Here is a 14,368-nt window from a genome sequence, read left to right on the forward strand (position 1 = left end):
TAGTAGCGGACAAATTGTATATTTCTGTGGATAGAGAGTGGAAACGCCAATGACACAAAAACTCGTCATCATCGGGGCCGGGATGGCCTCTGGCCGGGCCATCGAACATCTGATCGAGGCTGATCCGGCCGCCTATGACATCACCCTGTTCAACGCCGAGGCGCGCGGAAACTATAACCGGCTGATGCTGTCGCCGGTGCTGTCGGGTGAAAAGACCTATGCCGAGATCGTCACCCATGATGATGCCTGGTATGCCGCCAACAACATCACCTGCCGCTTTGGCGAAGCGGTGCTGCGCATCGACCGCGCGCGTAAGATCGTGGTCGGCCAGAACGGCGAGGTGCCTTACGACAAGCTGCTGATCGCCACAGGATCGGCGCCCTTCATCATTCCTGTGCAGGGCAAGGATCTGCCCGGCGTCATCACCTATCGCGATCTGGACGACACCAATGCGATGATCGAGGCCGCCGCAAAACCCGGCGCCAAGGCGGTTGTGATCGGCGGCGGGCTGCTGGGGCTGGAGGCCGCGGCCGGCCTGCGGATGCGGGGCATGGAGGTAACCGTTCTGCACCTGATGGGGCATCTGATGGAACGCCAGCTGGACGAGGCCGCGGGATTCCTGCTGCGCCGCACGCTGGAAGATCGCGGCATCAAGGTGATCTGCAAGGCCTCCACTGCCGCCATTCTGGGCGCAGACCGGGTGGAAGGTGTGATGCTGGAGGACAATACCGGGATCGAGGCCGATATCGTGGTCATGGCCGTCGGCATCCGCCCCGAAACGCGTCTGGCTAATGACGCGCATATCGAGGTGGGCCGGGGCATCATCGTCAATGACCAGATGGTGACATCGGACCCCGATATTCTGGCGCTGGGCGAATGCGTCGAACACAACAAGCAGTTGTTCGGCCTTGTGGCCCCGCTTTACGATCAGGCCAAGATCGTCGCCAGGACCCTGTTGGGGCAGGCGGCGGCGTTCCAGCCCAAACAGACATCGACCAAGCTGAAGGTCACGGGCTGCGATCTGTTCAGCGCGGGCGATTTCGCCGAAGCCGAGGGGCGCGAGGATATCGTGTTCCGCGACCCGGCGCGCGGCGTCTACAAGCGCATCGTGTTGCAGGACAACAAGATCATCGGCGCGGTGATGTATGGCGACACCGCCGATGGCAACTGGTTCTATGGCATGATCAAGGACGGCACCGATGTGTCGGACATGCGCGAGACCCTGATTTTCGGGCCTGCCTTTCAGGGGGGCGCCTCTGCGGACCCTATGGCGGCCGTTGCAGCCTTACCGGCTGACGCAGAAATCTGCGGCTGCAACGGCGTGTGCAAGGGAACCATCGTTCAGGCGATCAATGCTGGCGCGGGCACGCTCGATGCCGTGCGCGCGGTGACCAAGGCGTCGGGGTCCTGCGGCACCTGCACCGGGCTGGTCGAACAGGTTCTGGCGGTGACGCTGGGCGATGCCTTCGTGATGCCGGCGGCCAAGCCGGTCTGCGCCTGCACCGATCTGACGCATGAAGACGTGCGCCGCCTGATCAAAAGCCAAGAGTTGAAATCGCAGCCCGCCGTCTGGCAGCATCTGGGGTGGAAAACCCCGAACGGCTGCCATGTCTGCCGCCCGGCGATCAACTATTACCTGCTGGCCGACTGGCCGCTGGACTACACCGACGACCGGCAAAGCCGCTTTGTCAACGAACGCAACCACGCCAATATCCAGAAGGACGGCACCTATTCCGTCGTGCCGCGCATGTGGGGTGGGGTGACGACACCGGCCGAATTGCGCGCCATCGCCGATGTGGCCGAGAAATACAACGTGCCCACGGTCAAGGTGACGGGGGGCCAGCGCATCGACCTGCTGGGCGTGAAAAAAGAAGACCTGCCCGGCATGTGGTTCGATCTGAACCGCGCGGGCATGGTGTCGGGCCATGCCTATTCCAAGGGGCTGCGCACGGTGAAGACCTGTGTGGGCACCGACCATTGCCGGTTCGGCACCCAGGACAGCACCGGGCTGGGGATCAAGCTGGAAAAACTGCTTTGGGGGTCGTGGACGCCGCATAAGGTCAAGCTGGCCGTGTCGGGCTGCCCGCGCAACTGCGCCGAGGCGACCTGCAAGGATGTCGGCATCATCTGCGTGGACAGTGGATACGAGGTGTCGGTGGCCGGGGCTGCGGGCATGGATGTCAAGGAAACCGAACTGCTGGCCAAGGTCACGAGTGAGGCCGAGGCGATTGCGGTGACCACCGCCTATATCCAGCTTTACCGCGAGAATGCACGCTATCTGGATCGCGGTTACAAATGGGTGGCCAAGGTGGGCCTCGATTGGGTCAAGGCGCAGGTGGTCGATGATCTGGAAAACCGCGCCGCGCTGATCGAACGGTTCGAGATCTCGCAATCGGTCTATCGCAAGGACCCCTGGGCCGAACTGGCCGCGCAGGACGAGGCGCCGAAATTCGCGCCGCTGGCCGATCTGACATTGGAGGCCGCGGAATGAGCTGGCTTGATATTGGCGCCATCGACGACATCCCGCTGCGCGGCGCGCGGATCGTGAAAACGGCATTGGGCTGCGTGGCGGTGTTCCGCACCGATGCGGATCAGGTCTTCGCCACATCCGACCGCTGCCCGCACAAGGGTGGGCCGCTGTCCGAAGGCATCGTGCATGGCACATCGGTGACCTGCCCGCTGCACAATTGGGTGTTCAGCCTGGAAACCGGACAGGCGCAGGGGGCCGATAGCGGCCAGATCGCCACCTATCCCGCGCGGGTCGAGGCAGGCCGGGTGCTGCTGGATGCCAGCGTTTTGGCCAAGCGGTCGGCCGCATGACAGTGCCCGCGCCCATCTGCACGACCTGCCCCTATTGCGGGGTGGGCTGCGGGGTGCTGGCCAGCCCGGACGGGCAGGGCGGCTTGACCATCAAGGGCGATCCCGCCCATCCGGCCAATGCGGGCAAGCTTTGTTCCAAAGGCTCGGCGCTGGGGGAAACCGTCTCGCTGGACGACCGGCTGCTGACCCCGATGGTGAACGGCGCCCCGGCGGATTGGGACAGCGCGCTTGATCTGGTGGCCGACCGGTTCAAGGCGACCATCGCCGAACATGGCCCCGACAGCGTGGCGTTCTATGTCTCGGGCCAGTTGCTGACCGAGGATTACTATGTCGCCAACAAGCTGATGAAAGGGTTCATCGGCTCGGCCAATATCGACACCAATTCGCGGCTGTGCATGGCCTCGTCCGTCGCCGGGCATAAACGCGCCTTTGGCACCGACACCGTGCCGGGCAGCTATGAGGATCTGGAAACCGCCGATCTGATCGTGCTGGTGGGCAGCAACCTGGCCTGGTGCCATCCGGTTCTCTATCAGCGCATTGCCGCCGCCAAAAAGGCGCGCCCGGCGATGAAGGTCGTCAATATCGACCCGCGCCGCACCGCAACATCCGATCTGGCGGATATCCATCTGGCGATTGCACCGGGTGGTGATGTGGCGCTGTTCAACGGGCTGCTGGCGGCCATTGCCGATCAGGGCGTGGTGGATGGCCGGTTTGTTGCCGATCATGTCAACGGCTTTGACGATGCATTGGCGGCGGCACGGCGCGCCGATCTGTCCCAGACCGGCCTGACGCAGGCCGAACTGGATGCGTTCTTTTTTCTGTGGACCGGCACGCAAAAGGTGGTGACGGTCTATTCCCAGGGCGTGAACCAGTCGGCCTTTGGCACCGACAAGGTCAACGCCATCACCAATTGTCATCTGGCCACGGGGCGGATCGGCAAGCCCGGCATGGGGCCGTTTTCTGTCACCGGCCAGCCCAACGCCATGGGCGGGCGCGAGGTGGGCGGGCTGGCCAATATGCTGGCCTGTCATCTGGATATCGAGAATGCCGAACACCGCGCGGCGGTGCGCACCTTCTGGGATGCGCCCGCCATGCCCGAACAGCCGGGGCTGAAGGCCGTCGATATGTTCCGTGCGGTCGGCGATGGCCGGATCAAGGCGATCTGGGTGATCTGCACCAACCCGGCCGTGTCGATGCCCGATGCCGACGCGGTGCGCACAGCCATCAAGGGCTGCGATTTTGTCGTGGTGTCCGATGTCACCGCCCGGACCGACACCGCCGCCCTTGCGCATGTGCTGCTGCCCGCGACCGGCTGGGGCGAAAAGGACGGCACCGTCACCAATTCCGAACGCTGCATCAGCCGCCAGCGCGCCGTGCTGCCCGTGCCGGGACAGGCGCGGCATGACTGGCAGATCCTGTGCGATGTGGCCGCCCGCATGGGTTGGCCCGAGGCGTTCGATTTTGCCAATCCGGCCGAGATTTTCCGCGAATACGCCGCCCTGTCGGGCATTGCCGGTCGGCTGGGCCGCGATTTCGACATCTCGGCCCTGTCCGATATTTCGGATGCCGGTTATGACGGGCTGGCCCCGTTCACATGGCCCCAGACATCGGCGCGGCGCGGCGGGCGATTCTTTGGCGACGGGCGGTTTTTCACCCCCGACGGGCGCGGTCGGATGCTGGCGCTGCAGGCGCGCGCCGAGCCGCGCGATCCGGACTGGCCGTTCCGGCTGAACACCGGGCGGGTGCGCGATCACTGGCATACCATGACCCGCACCGCCAAATCGCCGCGCCTCAGCCAGCATATGGCCGAACCCTATCTCGAGATTCACCCCGATGACGCATCCCGCCTTGGGCTGATCCCGGCCGGACTGGCGCGGGTGACCAGCCCGCAGGGCAGCGCCATTCTGCGGGTGATCGTGACGCCGAAGGTGCAGATGGGGCAGGTCTTTGCCCCCATGCACTGGTCGGGGCAGAATTCCGGTGCGGGCCGGGTCGATGCGCTGGTCCGGGCGGTGACGGACCCGATATCGGGCCAGCCAGACAGCAAGGGCAGCCCTGTCGCCATCGCGCCCTTCGCCGCCGGCTGGTTCGGCTTTGCCGTGGCCAGCGACGCGATCACGCCCGATTGTGCCTATTGGGCGCTGGCGCGCGCCCCGCGCGGCTGGCGCGCCGAACTGGCCGACGAACGCACGCCCGACGACTGGCAGACCTATGCCCGATCGCTGTTCAACCTGCCGGACGGTGCGGTGGCGGCCACAATGATCGACGCGCGGCGCGGCTATGCCCGCATCGCGTTCCACCATCAGGGCCGGGTTCTGGCCGCCCTGTTTGCCGCCCCCGAACCGGTGGCCGTGGCGCGTGGCCATGTCGCCAGCCTGCTGGGCGAGGCCCCCGACAACGCCACCCTGTCGGGCAGCCCCGGCGCCGACCGGCCCGATCCCGGTGCGACGGTCTGCGCCTGTTTCGACATCGGCGTGAACACGATCCTTGCCGCGATCACCACCCAGGGGCTATCCTCGGTCGAGGCGATCGGGGCCGCGCTGAACGCGGGCACGAATTGCGGTTCGTGCCGGCCGGAACTGGCGGCGTTGCTGGCCTCGGTCACGCAAAAACAGGCGGCTGAATGACACTTGCGCCCTATGTTCATGCGATGGGACGCGGCCCCGGGCGGGCGCGGTCGCTGACGCGCGCCGAAGCCCATGACGCGATGCGCCTGATCCTGTCGGGCGATGCGGCACCCGAGGCGGTCGGCGCATTGCTGATGCTGATGCGCTATCGCGGCGAGGTGGCAGATGAGATCGCCGGTTTCGTCACCGCTTTGCGCGACACGCTGCCGGGTTGGCCGGGGGCGGCGCCGGGGCTGGACTGGCCCAGCTATGCCGCCGGGCGCACGCGGGGCATTCCGCTGTTCTTGCTGTCCGCACGGCTGGTGGCGATGGCCGGGGTGCCGGTGCTGATCCATGGCTGGAATTCGCATCAGGATGCGGTGGCATCGGTGCGCGGCGCGCTGCCCCATGCCGGGATCGCGCAGGCCGATGACATGGCCGACGCGGATCGGCTGCTGGCGCGTGACGGCATCGCCTATCTGCCGCTCGAGGCGTTCAGCCCCCGCGCGCTGGAGCTGCTGAAACTGCGACAGGTGCTGGGGCTGCGCTCGGCCATCAATACCGTGCTGCGGGTGCTGAACCCCGGAGGCGCCGCGGCATCCGTTCAGGGGGTGTTTCACCCGCCCTATCGCGATTTGCAGGCCGATGCGGGGGCGTTGCTGGGGCAGGAACGCCTGACCGTCATCAAGGGCGGCGGCGGCGAATTTGAACGCCACCCGTCGAAAGAGGTCGCGCAGTTCGGGCTGCGCGGTGGCGCGCCCTGGCAGGCGGTGGCGCCCGCGCTGGTTGATGAAACCCGGCGGCTGGCGGCGGATGATTATCAGCCGCAGGCGCTGGCGGCATTGTGGTCGGGCGATCTGACAGATGATTTCGCACAGGCCGTCATCGTGGGCACCGCCGAACTGGCGCTGGATGCGGCGGGCATGGCCGATGCGGGCACGCTGGCGCGCGATTTGTGGCGGGCGCGGGCAGGACAAGGGGCAAACGCATGAAGACCTTTCCGATGTTTCTGCAAATGGCGGGCCGCGATGTCGTGATCGCGGGCGGCGGCGAACAGGCCGCGCAAAAGGCCCGCCTGATGCTGAAGACCGAGGCGCGGATCATTCTGCTGGCCCCGGCGCTCGATCCCGAATTGCAGGCGCTGGTGGATCAGGGGCGGGCCCTGCATCGCGGCGGCCCGGTGACGCCTGCCGATTTTTCCGGGGCCGCGCTGGTCTTTATCGCCACCGGTTGTCCGGGCTGGGATGCCGCCCTGCACGGGTTGGCCAAGGCGGGTGGCGCACTGGTGAATGTCGTCGATCAGCCGGATCTGTGCGATGCGCTGACGCCCTCGATCGTGGATCGCGATCCGGTGGTGGTGGCGATCGGCACCGAGGGCACCGCCCCGGTTCTGGCCCGCCAGATCAGGACAGCGGTCGAGACCATGCTGGAACCCAATCTGGGCGCCTTTGCCGCGCTGGCCGGACGGATGCGGGGCGTGGTGGGCGCGCAGGTGCCGCGCGAAAACCGCCGCGCCCTGTGGCGCTGGGTGTTTGACGGGCCGCGCAGGCTGCATGCCACGGGGGCCGAACGCGATGCGGCGGCGGCCGTGAAGGAGGCGATTGCGGCGGGCGGCGCGCCGGACGATGCGGTGCGGGGCATCATCAGCCTGGTCGGGGCCGGCCCCGGCGCGCGCGATCTGCTGACGCTGCGCGCGGTGCAACGCCTGCAAGAGGCTGACGTAATCTTTTATGACCGGCTGGTCGATCCCGGTGTTCTGGAACTGGCGCGGCGCGATGCCGAACGGGTGTTCGTGGGCAAGGCGGTCGGGGCCTGCGCCTGGCCGCAGGACCGGATTGACGCGGTTGTGGTGGCGGCTGCACGTCAGGGCAAACGCGTGGTGCGGTTGAAAAGCGGCGATCCGGGTATTTTCGGGCGGGCGGGCGAAGAACTCGCCGCCGCCCGCGCCGCCGGTCTGACCGTGGAAATCGTGCCCGGTGTCACGGCCGCTTCGGCGGCGGGTGCGGCGCTGGGTCAGTCGCTGACCGATCGGGGCGCGACTAATCGGGTGGTATTCGCCACCGGCACCTGCCGGGCGGGAGATGACGCGCCCGACTGGGGCCGGATCGTGCAGCCGGGTACGACGCTGGCGCTGTATATGGGGGTGCGTCAGGCCGGGCAGATTGCGGATAACCTGATGGCCGCAGGGCTGTCGGCGGATACGCGCGTTGATATCTTATGCGCCGTCAGCACCGCGCAACAGCGCCACGTGACGGCGCGGCTGGGCAATCTGGCCGATACCATCCGCGAGCAGGGGGTGCAGAATCCCGCGATCCTGCTGGTGCGACGGCCCAAGAACCTTGCCGTTGAAACGCTGCCGCAGGTCGCAGGGCCACATCGGCGGGCCGCTGGCTAGATATTGGGTTGTCATTTCCCCGACATTGACGGTAGATGGATATATATTAAGTCTGTCTTCTTAATTATGGGGTGCCTGTGACCGATACCGATCGTGAAAATCTGGCTTATGTCGTCTTTGACCTGCACCGGCTGTTCCGGTCCGATTTTGAACGCGGCGTGACCGAGGCGGGCCTTGGCATCACCCCGGCCGAGGCGCGCGCCCTGGCTGCCCTGCGCCGACAGGGGCCGATCCGCCAGCACCATCTGGCCGAACGTCTGGGCATCGGCAATATGAGCATGTCAAACCTGCTGGACCGGCTGGAGGCTGCCGGATTGATCCGGCGCGAACCGGCCCCCCAGGACCGGCGCGCCAAGACGATCCATCTGACCGATGCCGCCGGGCCGATGCTGGACCGCATGTCCGAAATCAGCCTTGAATCCCGACGCCGGGCACGGGGCATGATCGCAACGGCCGATTGGGACAGGTTTCTGGAACTTGCACAGGAAGTCCGCGCCAATCTGATGGCCGTGCGTGCCGAGAATGCCAGCGCCCTTCCCCCTGGACCAGACCAGTAGATGAGCGACTTCATGATCGCGCCGGTGATGTCGGCGCGCCGGGTCAGTCTTCTGGGTGCGCTTTACATCATGATGGGGCCGGTGGCGATGACGCTGTACCTGCCGGCGATGTCCGAGATCGTAAAAGATTTCGGAACCACCGAATCCATCGGCAAGATGACGGTAACGCTCTATTTTGGCGGCTTTGCGCTGGGCCAGCTGTTCTGGGGGCCGCTGTCAGACGCGCTGGGGCGGCGCAGTGTCGCGCGGATGTTCGCGGCATTCTTCTGTATCAGCAGCCTGTTGGCGCTTTTTGCGCCGACCATCGGCCTTTTCCTGTTCGCGCGGGCGATGCAGGGGGTGGGGGCGGCCGGTGGGCTGGCCGTCGCGCGGGCGGTGGTGCGCGACCTGTTCGAAGGATCGGAATCGGCCCGGATCATGAACATGATCAGCATCATTCTGGCAGTGGGCCCGGCATCGGCGCCGACGATTGGCGGGCTGGTTGTGTCCTTTGCGCATTGGCGCGGCATTTCGCTGGTGTTGGCAGGGCTGGGACTGGCGGTGCTGATGCTCAGCGTGCTGGTCCAGCGTGAAACTGTGGCGCGCGATCTGTCGCGACTGGCCCCCAGAAGGTTGGCGCGCTCTTACGGAGATCTGATATCGCAGCGGGCATTCCTGGTGCCGTCACTGATCCTGGCCTGTTCGCTGGGCACTTTGTTTGCCTTTTCCACCGTTCTGCCCTTCATCTTGATGGGCGATCTGAACATGACGCCAACCGCCTTCGGGCTGAGCATGCTGATGCAAAGCGGCAGCTACTTTTTCGCCAGTATCGCGCTGCGTCGGCTGATGCGCTGGTTTAGCGATGACCAGTTGCTTGGGGTTGGCGTCGGGCTGATGGCGCTGGCCTGTGTTTTTCTGCCGGCCCTGCTGATCTTGCCCGCCAGTTTCCTGACGGTAATGGGGCCTGTGGCGATCTTTGCGGCGGGCACAGCCTTTATCGTGCCCTTCATGACAACCAGGGTGCTGGAGCCGTTTCCACATGTGGCGGGGTCAGCCGCGGCCCTGATGGGTTTCATGCAGATGTCGACCGGCATGGTGGTCGGGTCGGTTGCGGCGCTGATGCGTAATCCGGTTCTGTCGATGGCAACGCTGATTCCGGCGGTCGGGATAACAGCCTGCATATTGTTCGTCCTGTTCAGTCGGATCTATCGGCCGCAGGGACGTTAACCAACCAAGGGGGAAGAAATGACGATTTTTCTGGATGTCGTGGGCAACAGCACCGGTCCGCAGCCGGTAGAGTGGACCAGCCGCGATGCGATGCTGTATGCGCTGGGCGTGGGCGCCGGTGCCCAGGATCCGGCCGCCGAGCTGGAATATACCACGGAAAATACCCTTGGCGTGCCGCAACAGGTGCTGCCCACCTTTGCTGTCGTGTTGGGTTTTCACATTCCCTGGCCGAAATTCGGGGAATTCGATCGCGCGATGACCCTGCATGGCGAACAGGGCCTGCAGGTGCATCGACCACTGCCGGTGGATGGGCGGGGGTTTGTCACCCGGTCGGTCAAGGCGATCTATGACAAGGGGTCTGGCGCGCTGGTCGAGATGTCGCAGGAACTGACCGACCTGGATGGCCAGCCCTATGCAACCACCATGGTCAGCCACTTCGTGCGCGGCGAGGGTGGCTTTGGCGGCCCGCGCGGCCCCAAATCGGACTGGACCTTGCCCGACCGCGCCCCCGACGCCGTGGTGGATCAGCCCACGCGCATTGACCAGGGGCTGTTGTATCGGTTGTCGGGCGACCGAAACCCGCTGCATTCCGACCCCGAATTTGCCCGGCGCGGCGGCTGGGACCGGCCGATCCTGCACGGGCTGTGCAGTTACGGCTTTGTCGGGCGGGCGGTGATCGGGTTCATGGGGCGCGGGGACATGACCCGTTTCGATGTGCGGTTTTCATCGCCGGTGATGCCGGGCGAGACGCTGACCACGCAGATGTGGCGCGACGGGGCCAGTGTGCTGTTCCGCACCTTTGTCGGCGATCGCAAGGTGCTGGATGGCGGGTTCGCCCAGTTCGGCTGACGCATATCCGGGGCCATGAACGCAAAAGGGGGGCCGCATGGCCCCCCTTTCTTGTGTCGTGATCCTTGCGGATTACAGATCCATCAGCTTGGCAATGATGTTGCGCTGGATCTCGTTCGAGCCGCCGCCGATCGGGCCGACGCGGGCATCGCGATAGAACATCTCCATCATGTATTCCGATGAATATCCGGCACCGCCCATGACCTGCATGCCGATATCGGTGCATTTGACGTTATTGTCCGAGGTGATGATCTTGGCGATCGAGGTTTCGCGCACCGCATTGGCGCCCTGATCCAGCAGATCAGCCACCCGCCAGGCCGACTGGCGCGCGCTTTCGGACAGGATAACCATATCTACCAGCTTGTGCTGGATGACCTGGAAATTGGTGATCGGCTGGCCGAACTGGATACGTTCCTTGGCATAGTCGGTGGCATATTCGGTGATGCGCCAGCAATGGCCGGATGAGATCGCCGACAGGCACAGCCGTTCGACGTTCAGGCATTTCATGATGCTTTTCCAGGCGCCGCCTTCTTCGGTGATCAGGTTTTCAACCGGCACTTTTACATCGGTGAAGAAGATTTCGTTCGCGTGGGTGGTGCGGCGGCCCATCATTTTCAGCGGACGGATTTCAACGCCGGGGGCGTTGGTATCGACCAGAAGGCAGCTCATCCCCTTGTGACGGCCGGCATTCGGGTCGGTCTTGCAGACCACGACCAGCTTGTCGGCGACATGGGCGCAGGTGATCCAGATCTTGTTGCCGTTCAGCACATAGTGATCGCCGTCACGGATGGCGGTGGTCTTGATGCCGGCAACGTCGGACCCGGTGCCGGGTTCGGACATGGCCAGCGCCAGCTTGACATCACCGCTGATGATTTGCGGAATGATCTTGTCTTTCAGGGCCTTGTTGGCGCTGTGCACGATATGCATGCCGCCATAGATTACGGTGGTCATATAGGCCTGCGCCACACCGGTGTAATAATAGCCCAGCGTTTCCACGAAAGCGGCCAGATCGCCATGGCTGGAAGCCATTCCGCCGTATTCTTCGGGATAGAACAGGCCCATGAAGCCCGCTTCGGCCAGGGCGTTATAGGCGTCATGGGGGAATTCGCGGTTTTCATCAAGCGCGCGGATGTTTTCAAAGGGCAGCGCCTTTTTCAGCAGTTCCAGCGTGTTGGCGCGGATCATCTGCTGATCTTCGGTCAGCCCGGCGGTGTTGATAAGTTCCATGTCTTTCTGTCCTTACTTGGTTTTGGCGTCGGCAGCGCGCGATTTGACCATGGTTTTCATCAACCCGGTCTGCACGATCTTGCCATGCTGGTTGTAAAGGTCCATCCGGCGGGTCAGAACGCCGCGATCGGGTTTGGATGTGCTGATCTTGGCCTCAACCACGGTGGCATGCAGCGTGACCGTATCGCCGATAAAGATCGGTGCCTTGAATTCCCAGTCATAGACACCGATCGCGGCGATCGCGGTGCCGATCAGCCCGCCGATCTGCGCCGACAGGCCGGTGGCCACCGACATGCCCAGCGTGCCATGGGCGATACGGGCGCCGATGGGCGATTTGGCGGCGAATTCGGCATCTGTGTGCATCGGGTTCACATCGCCCGACACCCAGGAATAGGTCACAACATCGGTTTCGGTGATGGTGCGGCCCGGGCTGATGTCGACCTGGCCTTCTTTGAAATCGTCGATATAGGTGCCGGCCATGATCCCCTCCCTTAAAGTGTTGTGGCGCAGGATTGCGCCGCTTCATCCGGTTTGCTGCGCGAAGTCAGCATGATTTTTTCAGGAAAACTGCCTGTTTCAGCGTGCCGGGACAATAGGAAAAAGCGCAAGGTATCGTCAATAGGTTTGTGAAATATTTCGCCAATGTGAGATTATTTTGGATTTTATGCGTGCCCGTGATATTTCAGGCAGCCCCAATGACAAGGGGCCCCGCGCCGATCGCGGAACCCCCTGCATCGTCACCATGCCCGCGTCAGTCTTGCGATGCGGCGGGCTTTGCGGATGGGCGCGGCGCGGTGCCATTGCTCAGCGGATCGTCCTGACGCTGAACCGAACCTTCGAAATGCGCGCCGCTTTCGATCGCGATCGTCTTGTGAATGATGTCGCCTTCGACCCGCGCGGTCGAGGTCAGCCGAACCTTCAGCCCGCGAACGCGCCCCACGACGCGGCCATTGACCACCACATCATCGGCGACGACTTCGCCCTTGATGGTGGCGGTTTCGCCAACCGTCAGCAGATGCGCGCGAATATCGCCCTCAACCGTGCCTTCGACCTGAATGTCGCCCGTGGTGCGCAGGTTGCCGGTGATGGTCAGATCGCTGGACAGCACCGAGGCGGCCGGTTTGGGCTTGGGCGCGGCGGCGGGTTTGTCTGTGGTCATGGCCGGGGCCATCGGGGTTTCCGGCATTTTCGGTTTCTCCGGTTCTGCGGTTTGCTTGGGACCGGGTTCATTGATCCTGCTTTTAGAAAACATCTCTGGCTGCCTTGATATAGATCATCGGATTGACGGGTTTATCCCCTACGCGCACTTCGTAATGAAGATGGGTGCCGGTAGACCGGCCAGAATTTCCCATATCACCAATCAACTCTCCGCGCGAGACCCTTTGCCCGACCTTCACGCGAAGTTTTGACAGATGGCCATAACGGGTTTCAATCCCGAATTCATGTTGAATCTTGATAAGGCGGCCATACCCGGATGCCGGTCCGGCATGGATCACGACCCCGTCGGCGGTGGCATAGATGGGCGTGCCATAGGCGGCGGCGAAATCGGTGCCGTAATGCATGCGCCCCCAGCGGGCACCAAAGCCGCTGGTATACCGAAACGCAGATTTCAGCGGCAGCGAGAAGGGCGTCTTCTGGGCCGCGATCCGGTAAAGGTTCAGCTTGTCCATGCCCTGCAGGATCTGGTTGGCGCGCAGGCTGTCTGCATCGGGCGGCGTGCCCTTGGTTGACAGGGCGATCGGCGTCAGCGGGCCGCCCTGACCTGAATAGCCCTGCCGAACCTGATCAATCAGCCGGTCGGCATTCAGGCCCGCAGCCCCGAACATCTTGTCCAGCGGCGCCACGGAAATGGCCAGCGCCTCTTCCAGCTGGGCAAAGATATGATCGTTGCGATCCTGCTGCAGGCGACGGTCATATTCGGTCTTGTGGGCCAGTTCATAGGCGGCGGCGGCATCGACCACGGCCATTTCACGTTCGGCGGCGGTGCGATCCAGGGCGTCGGCCATGAAGGTCAGCGTGGCCTGCATGTCCTGGGCGCGCATCGCTTCTGATCCGCCGGTCCCGGTGGTCTGGGCCAGCGTTGCGTTCAGCCCGGCGATGCGGTCGCGCGCATCGTCGCGTTCGGCCATCGCGGTGCGCAGCGTGTTCTGGACCAGCGCGATGCCGGTCTCCAGTTCCTTGCGGCGCTGTTCCGAGGCCAGCAGCGACGATTGCATCTTGGAAACTTCCAGCAGGGCCTGGTTGAACCGGGCCTGGGCGCTGACGGCTTCGGCCGCACGCTGGTCGCGCTCTGCCGCGAGGGCATTGAGGCGCGTTTCATAGGTCGAGCGTTCGCGCGCCGCCTGATCGCGCAGCCCGCCTGCGCCGATATTGTCCATGATCAGGATCGCCGAGGCGATGATGGTCCAGCCCAGCAGCAGGGCAGACCCGGTGATCGCAATGGCTTGCGTCGTGGAACTTAACCGGATGAACCGCGTTTCTGAATCGTTACGCAGAAACAGGCGCTGTTCCGGCAGGTGTCGCTCCAGGAAAGCGTGAAGTCGTGATTGCAGTGTCGCCCTCAAATTTCTTGTCCCGTCAGCCCCATCCCAAGTCTTTCGGTGATTGCCTTCCCAGCCACGGCAATCTGGGCCTGAATAGGGAGTCAGTCGTTTTAGCGCAACATTTTTGAACAATGATCGGGGTTTGCCGCCGGATATGCGCGAAAA

Annotated in this window: 12 protein-coding genes; 8 read left to right on the top strand and 4 right to left on the bottom strand. The window is 64.1% G+C overall.

What is annotated here, in order from left to right:
* Positions 1-49: 49 nt before the first annotated feature.
* The 8 genes from nirB (at position 50) to ACTCHC_RS11900 (ending at position 10,433) form a co-directional block, all read left to right on the top strand.
* Positions 50-2,491, top strand: a complete 2,442-nt coding sequence (nirB, locus tag ACTCHC_RS11865; protein WP_463022705.1) for a nitrite reductase large subunit NirB — start codon at positions 50-52, stop codon at positions 2,489-2,491.
* A complete protein-coding gene (gene nirD / locus ACTCHC_RS11870) occupies positions 2,488-2,820 on the top strand; it encodes a nitrite reductase small subunit NirD (RefSeq protein WP_463022706.1) in 333 nt (110 codons plus the stop codon). Before nirB ends, nirD begins: the two co-directional genes overlap by 4 nt.
* Positions 2,817-5,447 (top strand): molybdopterin-dependent oxidoreductase, encoded by a 2,631-nt coding sequence (locus ACTCHC_RS11875; protein WP_463022707.1) that lies wholly within the window; start codon positions 2,817-2,819, stop codon positions 5,445-5,447. Before nirD ends, ACTCHC_RS11875 begins: the two co-directional genes overlap by 4 nt.
* Complete coding sequence (locus ACTCHC_RS11880) at positions 5,444-6,418, top strand: glycosyl transferase family protein (RefSeq protein ID WP_463022708.1); 975 nt, start codon at positions 5,444-5,446, stop codon at positions 6,416-6,418. The genes ACTCHC_RS11875 and ACTCHC_RS11880 overlap by 4 nt, the downstream gene beginning before the upstream one ends.
* Positions 6,415-7,821, top strand: a complete 1,407-nt coding sequence (gene cysG / locus ACTCHC_RS11885; protein WP_463022709.1) for a siroheme synthase CysG — start codon at positions 6,415-6,417, stop codon at positions 7,819-7,821. The genes ACTCHC_RS11880 and cysG overlap by 4 nt, the downstream gene beginning before the upstream one ends.
* 77 nt (positions 7,822-7,898) lie before the next feature.
* Positions 7,899-8,378, top strand: coding sequence for a MarR family winged helix-turn-helix transcriptional regulator (locus ACTCHC_RS11890; RefSeq protein WP_463022710.1), 480 nt, complete (start codon positions 7,899-7,901; stop codon positions 8,376-8,378).
* Entirely contained in the window at positions 8,379-9,584 is a 1,206-nt protein-coding gene (locus ACTCHC_RS11895) for a multidrug effflux MFS transporter (RefSeq protein WP_463022711.1), read from the top strand. It abuts the gene before it with no gap.
* An 18-nt stretch (positions 9,585-9,602) separates the two neighbouring features.
* Positions 9,603-10,433 (top strand): MaoC/PaaZ C-terminal domain-containing protein, encoded by an 831-nt coding sequence (locus ACTCHC_RS11900; protein WP_463022712.1) that lies wholly within the window; start codon positions 9,603-9,605, stop codon positions 10,431-10,433.
* Positions 10,434-10,505: 72 nt separating this feature from the next.
* Here the strand turns inward: ACTCHC_RS11900 and ACTCHC_RS11905 are convergent, their stop codons facing one another.
* The 4 genes from ACTCHC_RS11905 to ACTCHC_RS11920 all read right to left on the bottom strand — a co-directional run bounded on the left by ACTCHC_RS11905 (position 10,506) and on the right by ACTCHC_RS11920 (position 14,224).
* Positions 10,506-11,660: an acyl-CoA dehydrogenase family protein gene (locus ACTCHC_RS11905; RefSeq protein WP_463022713.1), complete on the bottom strand. Its 1,155-nt coding sequence runs from the start codon at positions 11,658-11,660 to the stop codon at positions 10,506-10,508.
* A 12-nt stretch (positions 11,661-11,672) separates the two neighbouring features.
* Positions 11,673-12,140: a MaoC/PaaZ C-terminal domain-containing protein gene (locus ACTCHC_RS11910; RefSeq protein ID WP_463022714.1), complete on the bottom strand. Its 468-nt coding sequence runs from the start codon at positions 12,138-12,140 to the stop codon at positions 11,673-11,675.
* Positions 12,141-12,411: 271 nt separating this feature from the next.
* The gene (locus ACTCHC_RS11915; protein WP_463022715.1) at positions 12,412-12,912 is read right to left on the bottom strand and encodes a bactofilin family protein; all 501 of its coding nucleotides are present in this window, start codon (positions 12,910-12,912) and stop codon (positions 12,412-12,414) included.
* Complete coding sequence (locus ACTCHC_RS11920; protein ID WP_463022716.1) at positions 12,902-14,224, bottom strand: DUF5930 domain-containing protein; 1,323 nt, start codon at positions 14,222-14,224, stop codon at positions 12,902-12,904. The genes ACTCHC_RS11915 and ACTCHC_RS11920 overlap by 11 nt, the downstream gene beginning before the upstream one ends.
* Positions 14,225-14,368: the final 144 nt, after the last annotated feature.

The sequence above is a fragment of the Actibacterium sp. genome (assembly GCF_055134745.1).